The following is a 26240-nucleotide window of genomic DNA, read 5'->3' as shown; positions in this document are numbered from 1 at the left end:
CGACGATGACACCGACCACCGCCCCGGGGCACCGCACGCTCGACATCGGCTTCATGCCGCTGATCGACAGCGCGCCGCTGATCGCCGCGTCGCGGCTGGGCCTGGACCACCGGCACGGGCTGCACCTGCGCCTGCACCGGCAGGCCTCGTGGGCCGCGATCCGCGACCGCGTGCTGTCGGGCGAATTCGATGCGGTGCACGCGATGGCGGCGATGGTCTATGGCGTGCAGACCGGCATCGGCGGACCGCGCGCCGACCTGGCCATCCTGATGGGCCTGAACCAGAACGGCCAGGCGATCACCCTGTCGCCGCTGCTGGCCGAGGCGGTCGCGGCCGGTCGTCCGTTGGCGGATGCCGTGCGCGCGCTGCCGCGCACGCCGGTGTTCGCGCAGACCTTTCCCACCGGCACGCATGCGGTGTGGCTGTATTACTGGCTCGCCGCGCAGGGTGTCGACCCCATGCACGGGATCGACGTGGTGACGCTGCCGCCACCACAGATGCCCGATGCGCTGGCGCGTGGCGAACTGGATGGCTTCTGCGCGGGCGAACCGTGGGGCGCGCAGGCCGAAGCCATCGGCGCGGGACGTCGCGTGATCCGCAGCGGACAGCTCTGGCCGGGGCACCCGGAGAAGGTGCTCGCGTGCCGGCGCGACTTCGCTGCGCTGCAGCCCGAGGTGGCGTTGGCGCTGACGACCACGGTGCTGGAAGCCTGCCGCTGGCTGGACGATCCCGCACACCATGCCGATGTCGTGGCATGGCTGGCGGAGCCCGATGCGATCGGCCTGCCCGCCGACCGCATCGCGGCCTGCCTGCGGCCACGCGACGGCGAACAACCCGGCGAAGGCTTGCGCTTCCACGCGGATGGAGACGCGAATTTCCCGTGGCTGTCCGATGGCCGCGGTTTCCTGCGCCAGTTCCGGCGCTGGGGCTGGTTGCCCTCGGCACGCCATGCCGACGACGACGACTGGCTGCACGACGTGCATCGCCTGGATACCTACCGGCAGGCGGCACGCACGCTTGGCGTGACAGTGCCCGCGGGCGACGAGCGCCATTGCGTGTTGTTCGACGGCGCGCCCTGGGGCTGAGCCCCGACACGTTTGTCGCGGTGCACGATCGCGGTGCGCCCTTGCACTTGCGGAGTGCGTCGCGCGGGTTACCGGATCGATGGCGCGTGGCGTGTCCAAGCGGAGTTCAACGCTAACGGATTGAATTCTTTCATCATTCACGCCGCGACATCGCAAGCCACGGAATTGGCACGGCGCTTGCGTAGGTAATCCACATGGGCACAACGGCGTGCCCATCACAACCCGATATCGCGGTAGGGCCAATGGCGGTCCGATCGCGCAGACAACGGCGTCTTTCCGGTGCGAACCGGAAGGCGCCTTTTTTTGTTCCCTCGCTGCAGTCGTCCACCTTGCCGCGGCCGGTGTCCACCGTCCGCGTCCCCACCTGGAGATGGCGTGAATGAACCGATCGTTCTGGCAGGCCGGGCACACGCCCACGCTGTTGTCGGCCTTCCTCTACTTCGACCTGAGTTTCATGGTGTGGTACCTGCTGGGGCCGATGCAGGTGCAGATCGCCGAAGCACTGCAACTGGACACCCAGCAGCGCGCCCTGATGGTGGCGGTGCCGATCCTGTGCGGTGCGCTGCTGCGCCTGGTACTGGGCATCCTTGCGGACCGTATCGGCGCCAAGCGCACCGGCCTGCTGGCGCAGGCGCTGGTGATCGCCGCGCTGCTGTGCGCGTGGAAACTGGGCGTGCATGACTTCCGCCAGGTGCTGCTGCTCGGGATGATGCTGGGTGTCGCGGGCGCATCGTTCGCGGTCGCATTGCCGCTGGCATCGCGCTGGTATCCACCAGAACACCAGGGCACGGCAATGGGCATTGCCGGTGCGGGCAACTCGGGCACCGTGCTGGCGGCGCTGTTCGCACCCGCGCTCGCTGCGGCGTTCGGTTACCAGGCCGTGTTCGGGTTGGCATGCATTCCGCTGGCGCTGACCCTGCTGGTGTTCGCCGCATGCGCGAAGGAGGCGCCCGGGCGGGTGGTGCGCAAAGGGTGGGCCGACTATGGCCGCGTGCTGGTCGGAAACCGCGATGCGTGGTGGTTCATGTTCTTCTACGCGATCACCTTCGGAGGCTTTGCCGGCTTCGCGAGCGCATTGCCCGGCTATTTCCACGACGAGTTCGGTTTCGATCCCAAGCTGGCCGGCTGGGCGACCGCGGCCTGCGTGCTTGCCGGGTCGGCGATGCGTCCGCTGGGAGGCGTGATCGCCGATCGCGTCGGCGGCACGCGCACGCTGTTGGCGGTCTATCTGTCGGTGGCGCTGCTGGTCGCGGCGGCCGGGATCGGCATTGGCGGACCGCTGGGCGCGGTGAGCCTGTTCGTGCTGACGCTGCTGTGCCTGGGGGCGGGCAACGGGGCGGTGTTCCAGCTGGTGCCGCAGCGCTTCAGTGCCGACATCGGCGTGATGACCGGCTTGATCGGCATGGCCGGTGGCGTCGGCGGTTTCCTGCTTGCCGCCGGCTTGGGCGTGCTGAAGCAGCAGACCGGCGGATACGGACTTGGCCTGTGGGGTTTCGCCTGCATCGCCCTGCTCGCATGGGGGCTGCTGCGCGGCGTCACCCGGCAGTGGCGCAACCAGTGGGCGGCGCTCGGCGCCGCGCGCGTCTGAGGAGCACGACGATGAAGAAGCCACGGCTGGTGGTGGTGGGCAACGGCATGGCCGGCATCCGTACGCTGGAAGAGCTGCTGAAGCTGGTGCCGGACATGTACGACATCACCGTGTTCGGCGCAGAGCCGCATCCGAACTACAACCGCATCCTGCTGTCGCCGGTACTCGCAGGCGAGCAGGACTTCGACGACATCGTGCTCAATCCGCTGTCGTGGTATGCGGAACACGGCATCCGCCTGCACCTGGGCAAGGAAGTGGTGAAGATCGACCGCGTGCGCCGCTGCGTGATCGCGGCCGACGGCACGGAAGCCGAGTACGACCGCCTGCTGCTCGCGACCGGCTCGCTGCCTTTCATCCTTCCGGTCCCGGGCAAGGAGCTGAAGGGCGTGATCGGTTATCGCGACATCCACGATACGCAGACGATGATCGACACCGCGAAGGTGAAGCGGCATGCGGTGGTGATCGGTGGCGGCCTGCTGGGGCTGGAGGCCGCCAATGGACTGAAGTTGCGCGGCATGGACGTGACCGTGGTGCACCTGGCCGGCTGGCTGCTGGAACGCCAGCTCGATCCGGTCGCGGGTGCGTTGCTGGAAACCTCGCTGAAGGCGCGCGGCCTGCAGTTCCGCCTGGATACCTCGACCAGTGCGCTGATCGGGAATGCCGACGGCGAGGTTACCGCCGTGCGCTTTTCCGACGGCGAGGAGATTCCCGCCGACCTCGTGGTGATGGCGGCCGGCATCCGGCCCAACACGGCGCTGGCACAGGCGGCGGGCATCCATTGCAATCGCGGCATCGTGGTGAACGACACGTTGCAGACGTTCGATCCGCGCGTGTATGCGGTAGGCGAGTGCGCCAGTCATCGCGGCATCGCCTACGGTCTGGTCGCGCCGCTGTTCGAGCAGGCCAAGATCTGCGCCAACCACCTGGCCACCTACGGCATCGGCATCTACAAGGGCTCGGCGGTGTCGACCAAGCTCAAGGTCACCGGCATCGACCTGTTCTCGGCCGGCGATTTCATGGGCGGCGAGGGCACCGAGGAGATCGTGCTGTCCGATCCGGCGGGTGGCCTGTACAAGCGGCTGGTGATCCGCGACGACAGGCTGGTGGGCGCGTGCCTGTACGGCGACACGGGCGACGGCGGCTGGTACTTCAAGCTGATCAAGGACGGCGCCGGCATCGATGATCGCCGCGACCAGCTGGTGTTCGGCGAGAAGGCGCTGGGCGACGCCGGTACCGCGGGCCAGGATCGCGCGGCCAGCATGGCCGACAGCGACGAGGTGTGCGGATGCAATGGCGTATGCAAGGGCACCATCGTCAAGGCGGTGCGCGCGCAGGGCCTGTTCACCGTCGACGAAGTGAAGAAGCACACCAAGGCGGCCAGCTCCTGCGGGTCCTGTACGGGCCTGGTGGAGCAGATCCTGATGAACTGCCTGGGCTCCAACTTCCAGGAAACGCCGAAGACCAAGGCCGTCTGCGGGTGCACCGACCTGAGCCATGGCGAGGTGCGGCAGGCGATCCGCGAGCACCGGCTGGTGACGCACGCGCAGGCCTACGCGTTCATGGGCTGGCGGTCGCCGAATGGCTGCGCCACCTGCCGGCCCGCGATCAACTACTACATGCTGTCGACGTGGCCGCGCGAAGCGGTCGACGACCCGCAGAGCCGTTTCATCAACGAGCGCGCGCACGCCAACATCCAGAAGGACGGCACCTTCTCGGTGATCCCGCAGATGAAGGGCGGCGTGACCAACGCCTCCGAGTTGCGGCGCATCGCCGACGTCGCCGACAAATACGCGGTGCCGATGCTCAAGGTGACCGGCGGCCAGCGCATCGACCTGCTGGGCGTGAAGAAGGAAGACCTGGTGGAGGTGTGGCGCGACCTCGGCATGAAATCCGGGCACGCCTACGGCAAATCGATACGCACGGTGAAGACCTGCGTGGGCAGCGAGTTCTGCCGCTTCGGCACGCAGAACAGCACGCAGATGGGCATCGACCTGGAAACGATGCTGGCCAACATGTGGAGCCCGCACAAGGTGAAGCTGGCGGTGTCCGGCTGCCCGCGCAACTGCGCCGAATCGGGCATCAAGGACGTGGGCATCATCGCGGTGGAATCAGGCTGGGAAATCCACGTGGGTGGCAACGGCGGCATCAAGACCGAAGTCGCACGCTTCCTGGTGAAAGTGAGGACCGCCGAGGAGGTGAAGGAGTACACGGGCGCCTTCCTGCAGTTGTACCGCGAGCAGGCCTACTACCTCGACCGCACCGTGCACTACATCGACCGCGTGGGGCTGGACTACGTGAAGCAGCAGGTGGTCGACGACGCGGCCAACCGCCGCGCCCTGTTCGAGCGCTTGCTGTTCGCGCTCGAAGGGCTGCCGGATCCGTGGGCCGCACGCATCGCCGGCACGCAGGCGCGCGAGTATGCACCGCTGCGGCTGGATCGCCAGATCCCCGTCATGGTGGAGGACTGACATGGGCGTCATCATGTCGTGGGTCGAGGTGTGCGCGCTGGATGACATCCCGGTGCTGGGCGCGCGTGTGCTGGTGCGCGCAGGGCAGGACGACATCGCCCTGTTCCGCCCCGCCGAGGACCGCGTGTTCGCGCTCGCCGACCGCTGCCCGCACAAGGGTGGACCGCTGTCGCAGGGCATCGTGGCCAGCGACACCGTGACCTGTCCGTTGCACGCATGGCAGATCGCGCTGGACAGTGGCCAGGCATGCGCACCCGACGTGGGATGCGCGCGCCGTTTCGACGCGGAAGTGCGTGACGGCATGGTCTGGCTCTGCCTGGCGGCAGCGTCCGACATCCAGGCTGCAGCGGCGGAGGCGTTGGCCTGATGGACGGCGCAGGCACAGTCAGTGTGCGCCGGACGACGCGTTCGACCTGCTGCTACTGCGGTGTCGGTTGCGGTGTGCTGATCCAGACGGAGCATGATGCCGGCGGCGAACGCATCATCGGCGTGGAAGGCGATCCCGCACATCCTGCCAACCGGGGTCGCCTGTGCAGCAAGGGCCTTGCGCTGGCCGACAGCGCACGCAGCTTGCAGGGGCGTGCATTGCTGCCGGAGTTGCGCCATCACCGCGGCGAGGAACGTCGTCCGGTCGACTGGGGTCTCGCGCTCGACACGGTCGCCGACCGGCTGGCGGACATCATCGCGCGGCACGGGCCGGACAGCGTGGCGTTCTATTTGTCGGGCCAGTTGCTGACCGAGGACTACTACGTCTTCAACAAGCTGGCGAAGGGGCTCATCGGCACCAACAACATCGACACCAATTCGCGCTTGTGCATGTCCAGTGCGGTGACGGCCTACAAGCTGGCGTTCGGCGCCGACGGTCCGCCCACCTGCTACGACGACCTGGAAGCGGCGAAGACGGTGCTGTTCGCCGGCAGCAACACGGCGTATGCGCATCCGGTGCTGTACCGGCGTCTGGAAGAGGCGCGCGCGCGCGACCCTGATGTGCGCTGGATCGTGGTGGACCCGCGCCGCACCGATACCGCCGCGATGGCCGACCTGCACCTGGCGATCCAGCCCGGCACGGACGTGGCATTGTTCAACGGCATGCTGCATCACCTGGTGTGGGAAGGCTGCATCGATGCGGACTTCATCGACGCGCACACCACGGGCTTCGCCGACCTCAAGCAGCTGCTGCGCGACTACACGCCGCGCATGTCCGCGGACATCTGCGGTATTCCGGTGGCCGACCTTGTCACTGCGGCCGAATGGTTCGGTCGCAGCCGCGCGGCGCTGTCGCTGTACTGCATGGGCCTGAACCAGTCGGTCCACGGCACGGACAAGAATCTCGCGCTGATCCACCTGCACCTGGCCACGCGGCAGCTCGGTCGTCCCGGCGCGGGTCCGTTCTCGCTGACCGGCCAGCCCAATGCGATGGGGGGGCGTGAAGTCGGCGGCATGGCCACGATGCTGGCGGCGCACCGCGAGATCGCCAGCGATGGCGACCGTGCCGAGCTGGAAGCGCTGTGGCGCTTGCCGGCCGGTCACTTGTCCGCGCAGCCGGGGCTCGCGGCGGTGGAGTTGTTCGAGGGCCTGCGCAGCGGGAAGGTCAAGGCGGTGTGGATCGCCTGTACCAATCCGGTGCACTCCATGCCCGACATCGGCCGCGTGCGCGAAGCATTGCAGCGCGCCGAGTACGTGATCGTGCAGGACGCTTTCCGCGGCACGGACACCGTGCCCTTCGCCGACGTGCTGCTGCCGGCGGCGACGTGGGGCGAAAAGGACGGCACGGTGACCAACTCCGAGCGCTGCGTGACGCGCGTGCGCGCCGCGGTGCCGCCACCGGGGCAGGCGAAGGCGGATTTCTGGATCGCACGCGAAGTCGCACGCCGGCTGGAGGCGAGGCTGACGATGCCGGGCGCGCCGGCATTGTTCGATTTCGACGATGCCGGCGCTGCGTTCGACGAGCACTGCCGCCTGACCGCAGGGCGTGATCTGGACATGAGCGGCCTGGATCATGCGCGCCTGGATGACGGTGGGCCGCAGCAGTGGCCGTTCCCCGCCGGTGCCGTGCAGGGACAGGCGCGCCGCTATGAAGATGGCCGCTTCGCCACGCCGGACGGACGCGCGCGCTTCCATGCCACGCCGTACAGGCCGGTCGCCGAGCCGACGTCCGCGCGTTTTCCGCTGCGCCTGCTCACCGGCCGCCTGCGCGACCAGTGGCACGGCATGTCGCGCACCGGTCGGGTGCCGGCATTGTTCGCGCATGCGCCGGAGCCGGGCCTGCGCATGCATCCGGAGGACGCGGCGCGGCGCGGACTGAAGGCAGGCGAGCTGGTGCGCGTGGCCAGCAAGCGCGGCGAACTGGTGCTGCCGCTGGAATTGTCCGACGAGATGGGCTCGGGCACGGTGTTCGCGGCGATGCACTGGAATGGCCAGTTCCTGTCCAGCGGCGGCATCAACGAAGTCAGCCTGCCCGCCGTCGATGCACGTTCGCGGCAGCCGGAACTCAAGCATGCGGCGGTGCGCGTGGAGCGTGCGGACTTCGGCTGGCACCTGCTCGCCGCGCGCCGCGGCGATGCGCTGGCGATGCGCGCCGCCGTGCAGCCCCTGCTCACTCAATGCGGCTACGCCGCGCTCAGCCTGCAGGCAGAGGCCAACGCATCCGACGGTGTTGCATGGCTGGTGGTGCGCGCGGCGTCCGCGTCTGCTTTTCCGCAGCCATGGCTGGCGGCGCTGGAGTCGGCGCTGGCGCTCCGCACCGGGCCGGACACGCTGGAATACCGCGATGCGCGACGCGGCTTGTTGCGCCGCGTCGCGTGGCGCGAGCACGTGCAGGACAGCTTCATCGATGGTCTGCAGTGGATCGACACGCAACCCGCCGCACAGGCCGCGTCGCTGTTGGCGACGGCCATCGCGGGCCAGTCCTGGCAGGCGACGCGCCTGTCCGCGTTCGCCGGCGCCCCCGTGCAGGCACGCGACCCCATCGTCTGCGTCTGCCGGCAAGTGGGCGAATCCGCCATCCGCGCGCAAGTGAAAGCCGGCGCGGATGTCGCGGACCTCAAGCGTGAGCTCGGGTGCGGAACCGTGTGCGGCTCCTGCCTGCCGCAACTCCATCGCCTTGCCGCCGTGCCGGCACGCGCGTGACATCAACCACCCTCTGAGGATGCCGATGCACAACGACTCCCTTCGCATGCGCCAACCGGCCGAAGTGGTGCTGCTGTCGGCAGGTCCGGGCGACCTGGACCTGCTGACCCTCAAGGCCGTCAAGGCGTTGGCCGCCGCGGACGTGCTGCTGCTGGACGAACTGGTCGACCCGCAGATCGTCACGCTCGCGCCGTACGCGCGCGTGGTGCGCGTGGGCAAGCGGGCCGGATGCCGTTCCACCCCGCAGGCCTTCATCTGCCGGCTGATGCGCCGTTACGCACTGCAGGGCTTGAACGTGGTGCGCGTGAAGGGCGGCGATGCGTTGATGTTCGGGCGCGCGGGCGAAGAGATCGCATTCCTGCGTGCGGCGGATGTGGGCGTGCGTATCGTCAACGGCGTCAGCGCGGCCTTCGCGGCGGCGGCGGCGCTGGGCGTGTCGCTGACCCATCGGGAGCATTGCCACGGGGTCACCTTCGTTACCGCGCATACGCACGACCACGGCGAGCCGGATTGGGCGGCGCTGGCGCGCAGCGGCACCACGCTGGCCATCTACATGGGCATGTCGAGGCTCGCATCGTTGGCGGCGGGGCTGCTGCCGCACCTGCGCGCGGACACGCCCGTCGCCATCGTGCAGGGCGCCAGCCGCGGGGATGAACGGCGCGAACTGACCACATTGCAGGCCCTGCGTGATGCGCCGCCGGTGTTCGACGCGCGGCAGCCCGGCGTGGTCCTGGTGGGGCCCGCACTGGCGGAGGCATTGCACGTCGCGGGGCACGTGCAGCCTGCCGCCGGGGCGATGGCGGTCTGCGGCTGAGCACCGCATGCCTGTGTGGCGGTGATTGGCAATCGCCGCGCGCGCGCACTAGGCTGTCGACGATCCGCCGTCGGCCTTCAGGGAACGGCCGACGAAGTCGCGGCATGGACAGGGAGGCGCAGTGATCGGATACCACGAGGCGTTGGCGCGGATGCGGGAGGGCGCGCGCCTGCTCGCCGTACAGCAGGTCGCGCTCGCCGCAGCGACAGGTCGCGTGCTGGGCCGTGACGTGGTGAGCGGCATCGCATTGCCGCCGTTCGACAATGCGGCGATGGACGGCGTCGCGCTTGCATCGGGTGCACAGCCACAGGCGGCCGGGAGCGAGTGGGAGCTCGCGGCCCGCATCGGCGCGGGCGACATGCCGCGGGACGATGCGGCATCCGCATGGGAGATCATGACCGGTGCGCCGCTTCCTGCGCGCGCGGACATCGTGGTGCCGGTGGAGCGCATCGAGGCACTCGCCGTGCGGGACGCAGGGGCACCGCGCATCCGTCTGCTGGCGCAGGCCGAGCCGGGCGCGAACATCCGGCGCCGGGGCGAAGACGTGCCGGCGGGATGCGTGGTGCTGAAGCAGGGCACGTTCGTCGGCGACGCGCAGATGTTGCTGCTCGCCGGGCTCGGTATCGATCGGGTCGACGTGGCGCGCCGTCCGCGCGTTGCAGTGCTGGCGACGGGCCGCGAACTGGTGGCGCAGGGCCAGCCGTTGCCGCCGGGTGGAATCCATGACGCGACCTCGCCGTATCTCGCCGCCGCCCTGGCGACTGCGGGCGCGGAAGCCGTCCGCGTCGTGCGCGTCGGCGATGAAGTGGCGGATTTCCAGGCTGCGCTCGATACGGCGCTCGCGGACGGTGTCGACCTGGTGCTGAGCACGGGCGCGGTGTCCAAGGGCCATTACGACTTCATTCCGTCCGCACTGGATGCACGCGGCGCGGAGCGGCGTTTCCACGGCGTGGCGTTGCGCCCCGGCAAGCCCGTGTTCTGTGCGCGGTTGCGCGAGGGGCCCTTGTGCGTCGGCCTGCCGGGCAATCCGCTGTCGACGGCGGTGGGCTTCCGCTTCCTGGTCGAGCCGCTGCTGCGCGCATGGCTGGGCATGTCCGTGGAACAGGAATGCCGGTTGCCGCTTGCCACCGCTTGCAGCAAGCGTGCCGGGCTGCATGCCGCTTTCCATGCCACGCTGCGCTGCGATGAGGAAGGGTGCATGCGCGTGCATGTCGGCGCGGAGCAGGCCTCGTTCCGCCTGCTGCCTTTCTCGCAATCGTCCGCATGGATCACCCTGCCCGCCGAAGCGGAGCACGTCGAAGCAGGCACGCGCGTGCAGGTACATGGTTACAGCCATCTGCGGCCCCCGCCGTGGATCCCGGCATGAATCGGCCGTTGCCCACGTGGCGTGCCGTCCTGCTTGCAGGTGGGCGATCGTCGCGGATGGGCACGGACAAGGCACTGCTGCCATGGGGCGACGGCACGTTGCTGACGCACATGCATGCATTGCTGCGGACGGCGGGCGCACGCGAGGTCATCGTCAGCGGCGATCATCCCGGCTTCGACAGCGTGCCGGACACGCAGCCCGATACCGGTCCGATGGGCGCACTGGCGCAACTCGCTCCCCGCCTGCGGGACGGCGCCTGGATCGTGGTGCCGGTGGACATGCCGCTGCTGTCGTCTGGATTGCTGCAGGCGCTGATGCGAACGGACGCGGATTGCGCCTGCGTGGAAGCGCATGCCCTGCCGATGGCATTGCGCCTGGAGGCCGGCGTGCGCGCCACGCTGGAGGAGATCGGCGGCCTCACGGGACGTGCGTGCTCGCTGCGCGCGCTGCAGCAGCGATTGCACACCGTCCATCTGCCGTCATCGCCATGGAAGCAGGTGCTGCGCAACTGCAATACGCCGGAAGACTGGGTTGCGCTGCAGCATCCGATGTCCTGAGTATCGCCTTCCGATGACCGGGACAGGGCCACTACGCGAATGTGATAGCCTGCAGCCGCAGCATCGTCGCACCAGTACCCACCCGCAAGGTAGGCAACATGGAGCAGAGCGAAGGATCAGCCGTTGCGAGCAAACAGCAGGAGCGCACCGCGTTCCTGTTGCTGACGATGGTCATCTTCCCGTTGATGGCCGTGCTGATCGTGGCGGGATACGGCTTCCTCGTGTGGATGTGGCAGCTGCTGTTCGCCGGTCCGCCGACGGGACCCTGAGCGATGGACGATGTCCGCTCGATTTCACGTCGTGCCCTGCTGTTCGGCCGCGCGGCGCCCATACCGGCATCCGTCGTCTTCCGTCCGCCCTGGGCCAGGCCCGAGGCTGAATTCACGAGTGCCTGCACGCGCTGCGATGCCTGCGTGCGGCAGTGCCCGCAGCAGGTGCTGGTGCGTGGCGCGGACGGCCTGCCGCGTTTCGACGCGACGGCGGGCGAATGCACGTTCTGCGGCGAATGCGTGGCCGCCTGCGACAGCGACGCGTTCGCTCCTTCCCTCGATCCCCCGTGGATCCTCCTGGCCCAGGTGGCGGATCGCTGTCTGTCCGCGCACGGCGTGGTCTGTGCCAGTTGCCACGACGTGTGTCCCGCGTCCGCCATCCACGTGCCGCCCGCGGCCCGGGGCGCGGCCACCGTCGACGCGGAACGATGCACGGGCTGCGGTGCCTGCGTCGGCACGTGTCCCGTGGATGCCATCACCCTGCAGCACGCACAGGCCACGGAGGCCATCGCATGAGCCCGCCAGGCCCTGAACCCGAAATCCACATCGCCAGCTTCGTGGTCCAGCACCGCGAAAGCGCATCCAAGGCGCTCGCCGCAATGATCGACACGCACGACGATCTCGAACTCGCACTGGCCGGCGATACGCGCAGCGTGGTGATCTGCGAATCCGCCGACCGCCATGCGGTGATGGAGCGCGTGGACCAGCTGCAGTCGGTGCCGGGGGTGTTGAACGTGCTGCTGGTCTACCACCATGCCGAGCCCGCGCATGCGCTCGACGAGCCCCTTCCCAGCCTCTCCATCCTGTCCGCGACCGGAGCCACGCCATGAGCACACGCCGCGAGTTCATCCGCCACAGCGCGCTGGCGACGGCCGCGGCGGCTGCCGGGCTGCCGCTTGCCGGCAGCGGCAGCAACGTGGTCACCGAAGGCGACCGGACGACGCTGAAGTGGGACAAGGCGCCGTGCCGCTACTGCGGCACGGGCTGCGGGGTGAATGTCGCCGTGAAGGAGGGGCGCGTGGTGGCCACCCACGGCGACGTGCATGCGGAAGTCAATCGCGGCATCAACTGCGTGAAGGGCTACTTCCTGTCCAAGATCCTGTACGGCGCCGACCGCCTGACCCAGCCGCTGCTGCGCAAGAAGAACGGCGTGTACGCCAAGGATGGCGACTTCACCGCCGTGAGCTGGGACGAGGCCTTCGACGTGATGGCCGCGCAGTTCAAGCGCGTGCTCAAGGAGAAAGGCAGCGACGCCATCGGCATGTTCGGCTCGGGCCAGTGGACGATCTTCGAGGGTTATGCCGCCAACAAGCTGATGAAGGCCGGGTTCCGCAGCAACCACATCGATCCGAACGCGCGCCACTGCATGGCGTCGGCCGTGGCGGGGTTCATGCGGACCTTCGGCATGGACGAACCGATGGGCTGCTACGACGACATCGAAGCCGCCGATGCGTTCGTGCTGTGGGGCTCCAACATGGCCGAAATGCATCCGATCCTGTGGACCCGGGTGACGGACCGGCGGCTTTCGCACCCGCACGTGAAGGTGGTGGTGATGTCCACCTTCGAGCACCGCAGCTTCGAGCTGGCCGACATTCCGATCATCTTCAAGCCGCAGACCGACCTGGTCATCCTCAACTACATCGCCAACCACATCATCCGCACCGGCAAGGTCAACCAGGCGTTCGTCGACAGGCACACCACGTTCAAGCGCGGCAACGACGACATCGGCTACGGCCTGCGCCCGGAACATCCGTTGGAGGTCAAGGCGAAGAATGCCAAGGACCCGAACGGCGGGCAGCCGATCAGCTTCGAGGAGTTCGCCGCCTTCGTCGCGCCATACACGCTGGACAAGGCCGTCGAGATGACCGGCGCGGAGCGTGGCTGGCTGGAACAGTTGGCCGAGCTGTACGCGGACCCGAAGACGAAGGTGATGTCGTTCTGGACCATGGGTTTCAACCAGCACACGCGCGGTGTGTGGGCCAACAACATGGTCTACAACATCCACCTGCTGACCGGGAAGATCGCCACCCCGGGCAACAGCCCGTTCTCGCTGACCGGCCAGCCGTCCGCCTGCGGCACGGCGCGTGAAGTGGGCACTTTCAGCCACCGCCTGCCGGCCGACATGGTGGTGACCAATCCCGAGCATCGCAGGCACGCGGAAGAGATCTGGAAGCTTCCGCACGGTACCGTCAATCCGAAGGTCGGCTATCACGCGGTCGAACAGAACCGCGCGCTGAAGGACGGCAAGCTCAACGCGTACTGGGTGATGGTGAACAACAACATGCAGGCCGCCGCGAACCTGCGCGAGGAGACCTGGCCGGGCTACCGCAACCCGGACAACTTCATCGTCGTGTCCGATGCCTATCCCACGGTGACCGCACAGGCGGCGGACCTGATCCTGCCGGCGGCGATGTGGGTGGAGAAGGAGGGTGCCTACGGCAACGCCGAGCGACGCACCCAGTTCTGGCATCAACTGGTGAAAGCGCCCGGCGAGGCGCGCTCGGACCTGTGGCAGCTGATGGAGTTCTCCAGGCGCTTCACCACCGACGAGTGCTGGCCGGCCGACCTGCTGGCCGCGAACCCGCAGTACAAGGGCAAGACGCTGTTCGACGTGCTGTACCGCAACGGCAACGTGGACAGGTTCCCCACGACCGACATCGAAGCCGGCTACGCCAACGACGAGTCCGCGCTGTTCGGGTTCTACGTGCACAAGGGGCTGTTCGAGGAGTACGCAGCGTTCGGTCGCGGCCACGGCCACGACCTGGCGCCGTTCGACGACTACCACAAGGCGCGCGGCCTGCGCTGGCCGGTGGTGAAGGGCCAGGAGACGCGCTGGCGCTATCGCGAGGGCGCCGATCCGTACGTCAAGCCGGGCAAGGGCTTCGAGTTCTACGGCAACAAGGACGGCAGGGCGGTGATCTGGGCGCTGCCGTACGAGCCGGCCGCCGAATCGCCGGATGACGAGTTCGACCTGTGGCTGGTCACTGGCCGCGTGCTGGAGCACTGGCATTCGGGGTCGATGACGATGCGCGTGCCGGAGTTGTACAAGGCGTTTCCGGCGGCGGTGGTGTTCATGAACCCGGACGATGCGAAGGCGCGCGGGCTCAAGCGCGGTGACGAGATCATCGTCGCGTCGCGGCGGGGCGAGATGCGCTCGCGCGTGGAGACGCGCGGCCGCAACCGGATGCCGCGCGGGCTGGTGTTCGTGCCGTGGTTCGATGCCGGGCAGCTGATCAACAAGGTCACGCTGGACGCGACCGATCCGATTTCCAAGCAGACCGACTACAAGAAGTGCGCCGTCAGAGTCGTGGCCGCCTAGGAGTACGCCCGTGCAGAACAAGCATCTCTGGATCGCGGTTGGGCTGACCGTCGCCCTGATGGCGCTGGTCTTCGTGGCGGGATGGATGACAGGTCGCCCGGACCGGCACGAAGCGCCGGTGGCGGCGGTATCCACGCCCGTGGACGCGCGCGCGGTCTTCGTGCCCGGCGCGGGTCAGATCGATGCCCTCCGCCGCGGCGTGCCGGTGGACAAGGAGGGCCATCCCCCGCCGATGGCGCACGTGGAGAACGCCGACCTGAAGCGTGCGCGCGCCTACCCGATGCAGCCGCCGACCATCCCGCATGCGATCGACGGCTACCAGGTCGACAGGAACAGCAACCGCTGCATGCTGTGCCACGCCCGCGCCAATGCGGCCACCTTCCAGGCGCCGCCGGTCAGCGTGACGCACTACATGGATCGCGACGACCAGTTCCTGGCGACCATCTCGCCGCGACGCTACTTCTGCAACCAGTGCCATGTCGTGCAGACCGATGCGCCGGTGCTGGTGGCGAACCAGTTCCGCGACGTCGACAGCGTGCTGTCGTCGCCGCCGGCCGCGAAGGAGTAGCCCATGTGGTCACGGACCAAGCAGCGGGTGTCGGGCCTGTGGCGCACGTTGCGCCTGCCCAGCCGCCATTACAGCCTGGGTTTCCTGACGGTGGCCGGGTTCCTGGCGGGGGTGATGTTCTGGGGCGGGTTCAACACCGCGCTGGAGGCGACCAACACCGAGGCGTTCTGCACCAGCTGCCACGAGATGCAGGACAACGTCTTCGAGGAACTGAAGACCACCATCCACTACACCAACCGCTCGGGCGTGCGTGCCACGTGCCCCGATTGCCACGTGCCGCACAACTGGACCGACAAGATCGCGCGCAAGATGCAGGCATCGAAGGAGGTCTGGGGCAAGCTCTTCGGCACCATCAATACGCGCGAGAAATTCCTGGACGAGCGCCTGATCCTGGCCACGCACGAGTGGAACAGGCTGAAGGCGAACGATTCGCTGGAGTGCCGCAACTGCCACGACTACGATTCGATGGACCTGACCCGCCAGGGCTCGCGCGCGGCGCAGGTGCACAAGCTGTGGCTCGGCACCGGCAAGAAGACCTGCATCGACTGCCACAAGGGCGTCGCGCACCACCTGCCCGACATGACGGGCGTGCCGCAGGGGTGATGGCCTACAGCCGCGCGGCTTCGGCGCGGGCGCGGATCTCGGTGAAGGTCCAGTCGCGCAGCAGGCGGCCGTCTTCCCACACGGTGACCATGGCGTCCTCGTAGCCAGAGGGCTTTTCCACGTCATCGAGCGATGCGGCGGCCGGTGGCACGGGCACGGTACGGAAGCCGCCGTACTCGCGGTGCTGCAGCAGCGTCATCCGGCCACGCTTGCTCTGCTTGCCCTTGTCGGTGACGGGATCCTTGTAGACATCGATCCATGCGCCGTCGACGCGCGCGGCGGAGCACTTCAGCGCGAACTTCTGCGTGTCGCGGTCGAGACGCTGCAGCAATGCGCCACCCATGCCGAAGGCGAGGTTGTCGGTGGCGTAGCCGGCACTGGTGATGCGTTCCAGGATCGCGCGCAGGCTGGTGGGGTTGATGCCGTCGCCCTGGATCACGCGCACATGGTTGAGTACCCGGTAGCCCTTGCCATTGACCGTGTGGCCGAAGGCGTCGTCCAGCAGTTCCAGGCACTGGTGCACCACCGCGACCGGGTCGCCGGAATCGGGGCGGATCACCACCGTCGCGCCCGATGCGATCACCTCCTGCCGCAACGTGGTGCCCCAGTGTTCCCTGATGGCATGGAAGATGTCGTAGCTGTCCGACACCACCGCCACGATCGCGCCGGGCTTCGCGAACTGCCGCAGCATGTTGCGGTAGGCATCCACCTCGTGTTCGCGGCCCCAGCTGGTGATCGTGCTGTGTTCGGCCGCCGGGATCGAAAAGCCGGCCATCGGCTCATGGTAATGCGCTTTCGCCAGCAGCAGGCCCGACACGGTGTCGGTACCGAGGAAGTTGACCAGATGCGCCGCGCCGCCGAGGGCGGCGGACTCGACGCTCGAGACGCCGCGGCTGCCGAAGTCGTGCAGCTTGAAAGGCAGCTGGCCGGCCGGATCGTCGCTGGTGCGTTCGAGGAACTGCCGGATCGTCTGCTTGGCGTGCCAGCTGATGGTGGCCACGGTGATCGGGTACCAGATCCGCAGCAGCATCGTCTCGACGTACGACGGAACCCAGAATGCCTGCGGATCCGTGGATTCGATCGTCATCAGCGCCTGGTGCGTGGGCACCACCGAGCCTTCGGGCACCGCGCGGATGCGGAGGGGCAGGCGGCCGCCATGGCGGTCCACGATATCGCGCCAGCCGGACTCGTTGAACGGCTCGCCGTGCGCGGCGAAGACATCGCGCGCCTGGTCCACGTCGGCGTGGGTCACGGGGTGCGCCAGATACTCCTTCAGGATTGCCTGCAGGCCGAAGAACACCGTGCGGTCATGGATGCCGCCGCGCGATTCCACGTAGAAGAACGTGGCGTCGGTGCCCGGCGGGTACTGCAGCCAGTGGCTGGCCTTGTAGCTGTCGGTGTTGAGCAGGAGGTTGCTCAGGCATCGCATGGCGGGGGTTCCGCGACCGTGGGGTGCACAGTGTCGCAGCCGCTGCCGCGCGATGCCACGCGTTGGTGGCGTTCGCGCCGTGGCGCCTACTGCTTCCCTTCCCGCGGCGATGTTCCGCGTGCACCTCGATCGGGCGTCGCCTTGCCGTGGGCGACAAGCATCGCATCCAGCCGCTGCTGCACATGGTGGCGGTCGTGGTGGGTGGCGTCGCCCAGGATGTCAAGCGCCAGCGCTTCGAACTGCGGCCAGAACTGCGCCTCGTGGCGGAGGTGCTGCAGCCAGGGCGGCAGCATTGCCGCCAGGCGATCCAGGTCCGCGTCGAGTTGCGCGCGCGATTTCATGCCGGTGCGCGCGGCCAGCGCGCCTCCACCCGATGCACGCTGCCGTCGTCCACCAGCGCGAACCGGACACCGGGTTGCTCCGCGCCGTCCACCCGCAACGTCGCCATGCCGCCATCGACCTGCTGCACGGAGATGAGGTAGAGGCTGCTCCCGAAGCGGTAGCGAAGTTCGTACGCCGGCCAGTCGCGTGGCAGGCAGGGCGCGAGCGCAAGCTCGCCACCGATGCGCTGCAGTCCCAGCAGCGACTCGGTCAGCAGGCGGTACATCCAGCCGGCGGAACCGGTGTACCAGGTCCAGCCGCCGCGGCCCACATGGGGCGCCACGCCGTACACATCGGCGGCCAGCACGTACGGCTCCACCTTGTAGAGGGCGGTCGAGGCGGGATCCTGCGCGTGGTTGATGGGGTTGATCATGCGCGCCAGTTCCCATGCGCGCTCCGTGTCGCCCTGGCGCGCGAACGCCATCGCGGCCCACACCGCAGCGTGGGTGTACTGGCCGCCGTTCTCGCGCACACCCGGCACGTAGCCGCGGATGTAGCCGGGATCCTTCGGCGTCTTGTCGAAGGGAGGATCGAGCAGCTGGATCAGGCCCGCCTCGCGCTTCACGAGGTAGCGGTCCAGCGACGCCATGGCCTGCGTGGCGCGGGCCGCATCCGCCGCACCCGACAGGACCGACCAGCTCTGCGAGATCGAATCGATCCTGCATTCATCGCTCTGGCGCGAGCCCAGCGGCGTGCCATCGTCGAACCAGGCCCGCCGGTACCACTCGCCGTCCCACGCATGCGCTTCCAGGTTCCCGCGCAGGCGCTCGGCGTGTTCCGCGCATTCGTCGGCGAATGCCTCATCGCCGCGCAGGCGCGCAACGGCGATGAAGCGCTGCAGCGTGTCGTACAGGAAGAAGCCCAGCCATACGCTTTCGCCACGTCCCGCTTCGCCGACGCGGTTCATGCCATCGTTCCAGTCGCCGGTCGCGATCAGGGGCAGGCCGCGCTCGCCGAGCAGGCTGCAGCCACGCCGGAGCGCCAGCACGCAATGCCGGTAGAACGACTGCCGCAGGTACGACGTCGCCGGCATGTCGTAATAGGACTCCTCGTCGGGATTGACCGGGCGTCCGTCGACGAAGCCCACGTCCTCGTCCAGCACGCTGGCATCGCCCGTCACTTCCAGGTAGCGGCAGGTCGCGAACGGCAGCCACAGGTAGTCGTCCGAACAGCGCGTCCGCACGCCGCGTCCCTGCGGGGGATGCCACCAGTGCAGCACATCGCCCTGCGGGAACTGGTGGGCGGCGCACAGCAGCAGGTGCGCGCGGGTCAACGCGGGCCTGGCATGCAGCGTCGCCATGGTGTCCTGCAGCTGGTCGCGGAAGCCGAACGCGCCACCGGACTGGTAGTAACCGCTGCGTGCCACGTAGCGGCATGCGAGCGTCTGGTACATCAGCCAGCCATTCACCAGCGCATCCACGCCGGCATCCGGCGTGCTGACCTGCACCGAGGTGAGCAGCCCGCGCCAGTGGATGCGCACGGCGTCCAGGGCATCGTGCGCGCGCTGCACGCCCTGCACGCGCCGCGCGAGTTGCAGGGTTTCTTCGTGGTCCTTGCCCATGCCCAGCCGGAACACCGTCTCCGACACTTCGCCATCGAGCAGGGAGAACGGCACCTGGATGGCGGCGCAAGGATCGAGCCCCACGCCCAGGCGGCCGGACAGGCGCTCGCGCTGCATCGCCGCCGGAGCGCCCATGCTGCCGTTGCGTCCGAGGAACTCCGTGCGGTCGCCGGTGAAGCTGCAGCCACTGGCGTCGGTGTCGAAGAAGGCGACCCGGCCGCCGAACTCCGTGTTGTACGGGTTGCGCGCGGTCAGTACGCCGCTGCCGGCATCCTGTTCGGTGATGACGTGCATCTGCGACTTCACGCGCAGGTCGCCCAGCACCCATTCCACGTAACCGGTGGCGGAAAGCCGGCGTGCGCGGCCGGACAGGTTGCGCACCTTCAGTACCGAGTACTTGACCGCATCCTCGACCGCCACGTACACCCACAGTTCGCTGGCGATCCCGTCCTCGACATGCTCGTACACGCTGTAGCCGAAGCCATGGCGCGTGCGGTATGCACCGCGTCCCCGGCATGGCAGCGGCAGCGGCGACCACACCTGCCCGGTGTCCTCGTCGCGCAGGTAGAACGCTTCGCCACCGCTGTCGGCGACCGGATCGTTGTGCCACGGCGTGAGACGGAATTCGTGGGCGTTCTCGAACCACGTGTAGCCGGCCATGCTTTCGCTGACGACCGTGCCCAACCGGTCGTTGGCGAGTACGTTGGACCACGGTGCCGGTGTCGGACTGCCTTCGCGCGTGACGATCACGTACTCGCGTCCATCGGCAGCGAACGCGCCGGTGCCGTTGTCGTGCAGGAAGGCGGTGGCCACCGCTTCGAATGGCCACGCATCGTCGCCTTCGTCGACATCGGCGGGCGGGGGCAGTCCGGTCGCGGCTTCCAGTTCCGGAAGCGCTGCGCGTTCTTCCCGCGGTCCCTCGGCCAACAGCGTCGGCATCAGGCGTTCGGCCGGTTCGCGACGGCCGATCTGGGATGCCAGCGAGCCCGACTGGTCGCTGACGATCACCCGCGCCACCGATTGCAGCAGGATGCGGTCCTCCTGCGACATCTGGTGGCCGGGGCGCACGAAGATGCCGCCCGGTCGATCCAGTACGTTCGCCTCCGGATCGGCCGAGATCATGCCCAGGATCTGGTCCTGCAACTGCTGGCGATAGCCGGCCTGGCTCTCGTTCCAGATCACCAGGTCCGCGCGCAGGCCCTTCAGACGCCAATAGGCGTGCGCCTGCACCATCTGGCGGACCAGGTCGATGTTGTCGGCATCGGAAATCTGCAGCAGCACGATGGGCAGGTCGCCGGAGATCGCGTGGCCCCACAGCCCGGACTGGCCGCGCTGGTTCTGCAGCAGCACGTCGGCATCGGCGCGCAGCAGCGGATGCGCGTACACGATGAGGCCGGCCAGCCGCTCGTAGAGCTGCGCGTCGGCCTGGGAGGCGTTGATCTGGCGCCTCACCACCTGGCTGTGGGTCCATGCCAGGTCGAAGACGCGGTCGGCCAGGCGGCGGTCCCGGTACTTGTCGATCAGGTCGGTGCACGCATCGCGGTCCAGGCCCACGCCGTGGACCATGTCGATCATGGCGGTCTGTCCCGGCGCGAGTTCGATCCGGCATCGGATCGCCACGATGGGATCCAGTACCGAGCCTTCGCTGTCCGAGAGTGCCTCCTGGTCCGTGAGCGCATGCGGCGAGCGGGGTGTGTTGCCTCGGCCCAGGAAGCGTGCGCGGTCGGTCTCGTACGAGATCGTGCTGATGTCGGCATCGTGCACCGCCACCAGGTGGAACATCCACGGCGGCACTTCATCGTGCGCGCGCGGCCGGCGCGTGCATAGCAGTGCCTGCTTCTCGCGCACGATCTCCGATTGCACGAACAGGTTGCTGAAGGCCGGGTGCAGTTCGTCGGCAATGGCGGGCGCCAGCACCACCTCGGCATACGTGGTGATCTCGATGGTGCGCGTGCGCCGGCTGCGGTTGCTCAGGCGCAACCGGCGTAGTTCGATGTCGTCCTCGGCGGAGATGGCGATCTCCAGATGGCTTTCGTAGCCGCGCTTGCGTCCGCGGAACTCGGCCTTGGCATCGGAGAAGATCGCTTCGTACTGGTCGACCGGCACGCAGGTGGGCTGCAGTGAGGTGGACCAGTACTCGCTGCTCTCCACGTCGCGCAGGTAGCAGAAGCTGCCCCAGTTGTCGCGCGTGCCGTCCTCGCGCCAGCGCGTGACCGCCATGTCGCGATGGCGGCTGTACCCGCCGCCGGCACTGGTCAGCAGGCCGTGGTAGCGCCCGTTGGAGAGCAACTGCACGGCGGGGCGCGAGGTGCCCGGGTCGCGGAAGATCCGCAGCTGGGTTTCCGACTCGGTCGGCGCGGCGCGCGTGCCGAGCGTTTCGGCTTCGTGCGGGTGGAACACGCCCGTATGCGGGATGCGTTCCTGCAGCAACAGCAGGGTGGCCTGGAACTCGGCATCGGCGACGAAGCGCCGCTGCATCGGCTGCTGGCGCAGCAGGTGGACGAACGAAAGGAACCCCATGCCCTGGTGATGGGCCATGAAGGAGCGCACCACCACGCACTCCTGTCCGGGCGGAACGCGGGCCGGCGTGTAGTCGATGGCTTCGTACAGTCCGAAGTGTCCACCGAACCCCAGTGCATCGAGCCGCTGCAGGTTCTGGCACGCGGCTTCCGGCGCCACCATCAACGCCATCATGCTGGCGTACGGCGCGATGACCAAGTCCTGGCCCAGCCCCCGCTTCAGGCCCAGCCCCGGCACGCCGAACGCACGGTACTGGTAGTTCATGCGTGCGTCGACGGTGTTGTAGCCCGACTCCGAAATGCCCCACGGCACGTCATGCCGCGCACCGTGCGCGATCTGCGCGTCCACGGCATGTCGCGACGTCTGGTCCAGCAGCGTGTCCGGGTAGCTGGGCATGACGAGCTGAGGCATCAGGTATTCGAACATCGAACCGCTCCACGACAGCAGCGTGGCGTCGCCGTTGACCTCGGTCAGAAGGCGGCCCAGCGCGAACCAGCTTTCCTGCGGCAACTGGCCCTGCGCGATCGCGACGAAACTGCACAGGCGCGCCTCCGAGGCGAGCAGGTCGTAGAAGCCGCTGTCGAGGCGGTGCTCGTCCAGGTTGTAGCCGATCACGAGCAGGTGGCGCGCGCGGTCGTAGAGGAAGTCGTATTCCATCAGCGAGAACTGCCCGGCGATGTGCGCCAGGCGTTCCAGCTGATGGATCCGTTCGCGCGCGCGCCGGCCTGCCAGCGGGCTGGCGGACCCGTCCTGCAGTTCACGCAAGGTCGGAATGCGCTGGCCATCGCCGGTACCGGCGTCGGGAAGCAGGAACTGCAGTTCCGCATGCGCGGATCGGCAGCCTTCGACCAGTGCCGTCGGCCAATGATGGGGATGCCCACCGTCGGTGTCGGGCATCGGCCATGCCAGCGCGATGTCATCGGCATGCGCCGCCAGCCGGGCCAGCACGCGTTCGGCTTCCTCGACGGTCGCGGGCGGTTCCCGTTGCGCCTGCGCCAGTGACGTACGGAATGCGTCCAGGGCAGCAGGCAGCGTGTCGCCTTCCTCACGCACGCCCTGGCGCGCGTCGTCCAGCACGGCCAGCGTGTCGGCCAGTCCGGTGAACGTGCCGGGCGCCAGCACCGGCGCGTCGACCAAGGCCAGCAGGCCCTGGCGCAGCGTCAGCAGATGGCCTGCCAGATTGCCGCTGTCGACGGTCGAGATGTACGCCGGCGGCAGGGGTTGCAGCGTCGCGGTGTCGTACCAGTTGTAGAAGTGCCCGCGATGGCGTGGCAGCGCATCCAGTGTGTCGAACACCAGCCGCGTACGCGCCATCACGCCGCCGGTCTGCAGGTAGCCGAAATCGTGGGCGGCCAGGTTGGCCAGCAGCGACAGCCCGATGTTGGTGGGTGACGTGCGCCGCGCCACGACCAGCGTGGGATGTTCCTGCACGTTGTCGGGCGGGAGCCAGTGATCCTCCGCGCGCACATAGGTTTCAAAGAACGCCCAGGTGCGGCGCGACAGCTTCCCGAGGAACACCAGCTGCGTGGCGGACAGCTTCCCGTCGCGCTGGCCGGGCGGGCGCCCCAGCCACGCCATGATGGCCGGCGACACCAGCCAGAGCGTCAGCAGCGGGGCGGCGACCCACAGCGCCGCCGGCTGTTTCAACGCCAGCAACGCGGCGATGGCGGCGGCGATCAGAGGGGCCGGCGCCATGCTCAGCAGTTCGGCCTTGATGCCGCTGCCCAGGCTGCGCTCCACCTCGCTGGACGGATTCCATTGCAGCAGATGCCTGCGCGTGACCAGCAGGCGCCACAGCGTGCGTACGATGGCGCCCAGGCTGAAGAAGGCTTCGTAAGGGAGGCAGGCCACGTTCACCGCGGCGCGCAGCAGTTGCCGCAGGCTCGATCGGCCCACCTGCAGCAGGTGCGTTTCCAGCGGCATGTCCACCGGGATGGCGAAGACATCGCGGAGGGCGGGAACCAGCACGGGCAGCGCCCAGAGGCTCAGCAGCCATGCCGTCCACACGAGCGGATCGGGCGAGAACAGCCAGCCCAGCACCAGCAGCACCGTGGTCGCCGCCGGCACCAGGCTCCTGCGCAGGTTGTCGAGCAACTTGCCGCGCGACAGCCACGACAGCGGGTTGCGCTCACGCCCGCCCCCGTGGCGCGGCACCCAGGGCAGCAACCATGGCAACAACTGCCAGTCGCCGCGGATCCAGCGATAGCGCCGTTTCACGTCGGCCGCGTAGCGCGACGGATAGTCCTCGAACAGGCGCACGTCGCTGACCAGGCCGGCACGCGCATAGCAGCCTTCCAGCAGGTCATGGCTGAGGATGCGGTTGTCGGGGAAGCGGTCGGCGAGCGCGTGCTCGAACGCATCCACGTCGTAGATGCCCTTGCCGACGAAGGAGCCTTCGCCGAACAGGTCCTGGTACACATCCGAGACCGTGCGCGTGTACGGATCGATGCCGGGCTCGCTGCCGAACATGCGCGCGTAGCGCGAGTTCGGCCGCCCGCTGAGGCTGGTGCCGACGCTGGGCTGCAGGATGCCGTAGCCGCGCACGACGCGGCGATGATGCTGATCGAATGCCGCCTGGTTGAGCGGGTGCGACAACGTGCCGGCGAACTCGCGCGCCGCATCGCGCGGCAAGCGCGTGTCCGTGTCCAGGGTGATCACGTAACGCACCTGCGACAGCACGCCGGTGTTGCCGGTCACCTGCAGGAACTCGTCCGTGTTTCCACCGCGCAGGAGCCGGTTCAGGGCCGCCAGCTTGCCGCGCTTGCGTTCGTAGCCCATCCAGCGCCGCTCGCGCGCATTCCACTGGCGTGGCCGGTGGAACAGGAAGAACAGGTCGCCGCCGCCAACCTCCGCCCGCTCCGGTGCATAGCGCCGGTTGAGTTGTTCGATCCGTTCCGCCGCACGCGCGACCAGGGCGGCATCGCCCGGCAACGAGGCATCGTCCGCATCCAGGAAATCGGTGAGCAGCGCGAAATGCAGGTGGCGGTCGCGGTTGGCCAGGAAGCGCACTTCCAGCGCCTCGACGAGACTGTCCACGCCTTCGGCACTGCCCAGCATGCTGGGCACTACCACCAGCGTGCGCGATGTCGCCGGGATGCCTTTGGAGAAATCCATCCTGGGCAACGGCCTTGGCGGTACGAGCAAGGTCGCCGCCCAGTTCACCAGCGCGATGCCCAGTTCGCTGAAAGCGAGCAGGGCGAGTGCGGTCAACAGCCAGACCGGCACGCCCTGGAGGGGGGACCCGGCCGTCAGCAGACCGTAGGTGAACAGTCCGATGATCGCGGCGATGGGCGTCAGATAGGCCAGCAGGGGAATGCGGCGCGGACGCAGGCGTACCCGTCGCCCGTCGGCGAGGAACTCCGCCACCGCAGCCTGGGTACGGGCAACGCCGTCGTCCACGAGATAGAAGCCGACATGGGCCTGGTAGCCCATCGGATCGGACGCGGCGGCGGACTGCGCCAGTTGCAGGGCGATGTCCGCCACCTCCTTCTCGCCGACGTCGGCCAGGCGGGCGATTTTCTCGACCACATGCCGATAGCTGTCGCGCGTGCTGAAGTCCATCAGCGCATAGGTGCGGGCCGGGTCTTCGCGCAGGGTGCGCTCGACCACGCTCATGTCCTCCACGAACTCCCGCCAGTCCATGTTCGCCAGGAAGCGCAGGCTGCCGATGCTGTTGCTGATGGACACCTGGTCCGCCGCCTGCTGCTGGCTTTCCAGGTGGACCAGTTCCTCGATGCGCTGGCCGCCGTCGGCGACCCATTGTTCGAGCCAGGTGATCGGCATGGACGACACGCCGCCACGCCCCTGCAGGCCGCGCATCAGTTCGGAAACGAACGCGCCTGTCAGCGGTGGATCCGAGCGCGCCATGTCGGCGATCACCAGCACCACGTCCTTGGGGCTCTCCGCTGCGGTGCGGTTGAGCTGCCCGGCCCATTCGCTGGCCAGCCTGTGGTCGGCGCCATCGCGCATCACGCGCACCGCCATGCGGCGCAGATTGTCGATCAGCGCCAGCCGCAACATGATCGGGATGGCCCACAGCTCGCCGAGCTTCAGCGGGGTGATGGACTGGTAGGCGGCGAAGAAGCGGCTGAGGGTTTCCGCATCGATGCGGCCGTCGCCGTGCGCGATCGCTTCCTGCGAGAGGTCGTAGACGCGCGGCAGGCCGGATGAAGGACCCTGGCTCAGCGAGGGAAGCTGGCGGCTGTAGCCCTTGGGCAGATGCCGCCGCGCGGTGAGTACCTGTTCTTCCACCAGGTAGTAGTTGTCCAGCAACCACTCGCCGGCCGGCGTGATGCGCATGTCGTCCTGGACCATCCGCGTGAGCAGTGCGCAGACGTCATCCAGCAGGCCTTCGTTCTCGCCCAGACGGTCAAGTAGCCGTTCCGGCCCCGGACGCGTGTGTATCCGGTGCGCGCGCGCCAGCGCGCGGCCGTGCATTTCCATCTGCTCGACGTTGAACAGCTGCGAGCGCAAGGGTGCTTCCGCACCCAGGGGCTTCTTGGTGGCCGCGCGGCGCCATCGCCACAAGCGTCGACGCAGGCGCAACCAGTGGCTGAAGACCCTCCAGACCTGGGGCATCGGAA

General features: G+C 68.3%; 17 protein-coding genes. 14 read left to right on the top strand and 3 right to left on the bottom strand.

Going from position 1 to position 26240, the window contains the following annotated elements; all coding sequences use genetic code 11:
- Positions 1–5 precede the first annotated feature (5 nt).
- The 14 genes from ACIPRS_RS18220 (at position 6) to ACIPRS_RS18155 (ending at position 15766) form a co-directional block, all read left to right on the top strand.
- The gene (locus ACIPRS_RS18220; protein ID WP_446539571.1) at positions 6–1085 is read left to right on the top strand and encodes a CmpA/NrtA family ABC transporter substrate-binding protein; all 1080 of its coding nucleotides are present in this window, start codon (positions 6–8) and stop codon (positions 1083–1085) included.
- A 418-nt stretch (positions 1086–1503) separates the two neighbouring features.
- Positions 1504–2673, top strand: coding sequence for a nitrate/nitrite transporter (locus tag ACIPRS_RS18215; RefSeq protein ID WP_446539596.1), 1170 nt, complete (start codon positions 1504–1506; stop codon positions 2671–2673).
- Positions 2674–2684: 11 nt separating this feature from the next.
- A complete protein-coding gene (nirB, locus tag ACIPRS_RS18210; RefSeq protein WP_446539570.1) occupies positions 2685–5141 on the top strand; it encodes a nitrite reductase large subunit NirB in 2457 nt (818 codons plus the stop codon).
- 1 nt (position 5142) lies between these two features.
- A complete protein-coding gene (nirD, locus tag ACIPRS_RS18205; protein WP_446539569.1) occupies positions 5143–5508 on the top strand; it encodes a nitrite reductase small subunit NirD in 366 nt (121 codons plus the stop codon).
- The gene (locus ACIPRS_RS18200; protein WP_446539568.1) at positions 5508–8270 is read left to right on the top strand and encodes a nitrate reductase; all 2763 of its coding nucleotides are present in this window, start codon (positions 5508–5510) and stop codon (positions 8268–8270) included. The genes nirD and ACIPRS_RS18200 overlap by 1 nt, the downstream gene beginning before the upstream one ends.
- Before the next feature lie 64 nt (positions 8271–8334).
- Entirely contained in the window at positions 8335–9084 is a 750-nt protein-coding gene (gene cobA / locus ACIPRS_RS18195) for a uroporphyrinogen-III C-methyltransferase (RefSeq protein WP_446539595.1), read from the top strand.
- 121 nt (positions 9085–9205) lie between these two features.
- The gene (locus ACIPRS_RS18190; RefSeq protein WP_446539567.1) at positions 9206–10450 is read left to right on the top strand and encodes a molybdopterin molybdotransferase MoeA; all 1245 of its coding nucleotides are present in this window, start codon (positions 9206–9208) and stop codon (positions 10448–10450) included.
- Positions 10447–11007, top strand: coding sequence for a molybdenum cofactor guanylyltransferase (gene mobA / locus ACIPRS_RS18185; protein WP_446539566.1), 561 nt, complete (start codon positions 10447–10449; stop codon positions 11005–11007). The genes ACIPRS_RS18190 and mobA overlap by 4 nt, the downstream gene beginning before the upstream one ends.
- A 98-nt stretch (positions 11008–11105) precedes the next feature.
- Positions 11106–11276 carry a periplasmic nitrate reductase, NapE protein gene (locus ACIPRS_RS18180; protein WP_337731850.1) on the top strand — a complete coding sequence of 57 codons (171 nt, stop codon included), beginning with the start codon at positions 11106–11108 and terminating at the stop codon, positions 11274–11276.
- Positions 11277–11279: 3 nt separating this feature from the next.
- The gene (gene napF / locus ACIPRS_RS18175) at positions 11280–11792 is read left to right on the top strand and encodes a ferredoxin-type protein NapF (protein WP_446539565.1); all 513 of its coding nucleotides are present in this window, start codon (positions 11280–11282) and stop codon (positions 11790–11792) included.
- Complete coding sequence (locus ACIPRS_RS18170) at positions 11789–12106, top strand: chaperone NapD (protein ID WP_337731848.1); 318 nt, start codon at positions 11789–11791, stop codon at positions 12104–12106. Before napF ends, ACIPRS_RS18170 begins: the two co-directional genes overlap by 4 nt.
- Positions 12103–14595: a periplasmic nitrate reductase subunit alpha gene (gene napA / locus ACIPRS_RS18165; protein WP_446539564.1), complete on the top strand. Its 2493-nt coding sequence runs from the start codon at positions 12103–12105 to the stop codon at positions 14593–14595. The genes ACIPRS_RS18170 and napA overlap by 4 nt, the downstream gene beginning before the upstream one ends.
- Before the next feature lie 10 nt (positions 14596–14605).
- Positions 14606–15163 carry a nitrate reductase cytochrome c-type subunit gene (locus ACIPRS_RS18160; protein WP_446539563.1) on the top strand — a complete coding sequence of 186 codons (558 nt, stop codon included), beginning with the start codon at positions 14606–14608 and terminating at the stop codon, positions 15161–15163.
- Between the two features lie 3 nt (positions 15164–15166).
- A complete protein-coding gene (locus ACIPRS_RS18155; protein WP_337731845.1) occupies positions 15167–15766 on the top strand; it encodes a NapC/NirT family cytochrome c in 600 nt (199 codons plus the stop codon).
- A gap of 4 nt (positions 15767–15770) precedes the next feature.
- On the opposite strand, the gene ACIPRS_RS18150 is transcribed toward ACIPRS_RS18155, so the two are convergent.
- The 3 genes from ACIPRS_RS18150 to ACIPRS_RS18140 form a co-directional block, all read right to left on the bottom strand.
- A complete protein-coding gene (locus ACIPRS_RS18150; RefSeq protein ID WP_446539562.1) occupies positions 15771–17195 on the bottom strand; it encodes a nicotinate phosphoribosyltransferase in 1425 nt (474 codons plus the stop codon).
- An 86-nt stretch (positions 17196–17281) separates the two neighbouring features.
- Positions 17282–17536: a hypothetical protein gene (locus ACIPRS_RS18145; RefSeq protein WP_446539561.1), complete on the bottom strand. Its 255-nt coding sequence runs from the start codon at positions 17534–17536 to the stop codon at positions 17282–17284.
- Entirely contained in the window at positions 17533–26235 is an 8703-nt protein-coding gene (locus ACIPRS_RS18140) for a GH36-type glycosyl hydrolase domain-containing protein (protein WP_446539560.1), read from the bottom strand. Before ACIPRS_RS18140 ends, ACIPRS_RS18145 begins: the two co-directional genes overlap by 4 nt.
- Positions 26236–26240 lie beyond the last annotated feature (5 nt).

It is taken from the genome of Pseudoxanthomonas sp. LARHCG66 (assembly GCF_052871755.1).
This window is presented reverse-complemented; position numbering and strand designations above follow the sequence as displayed.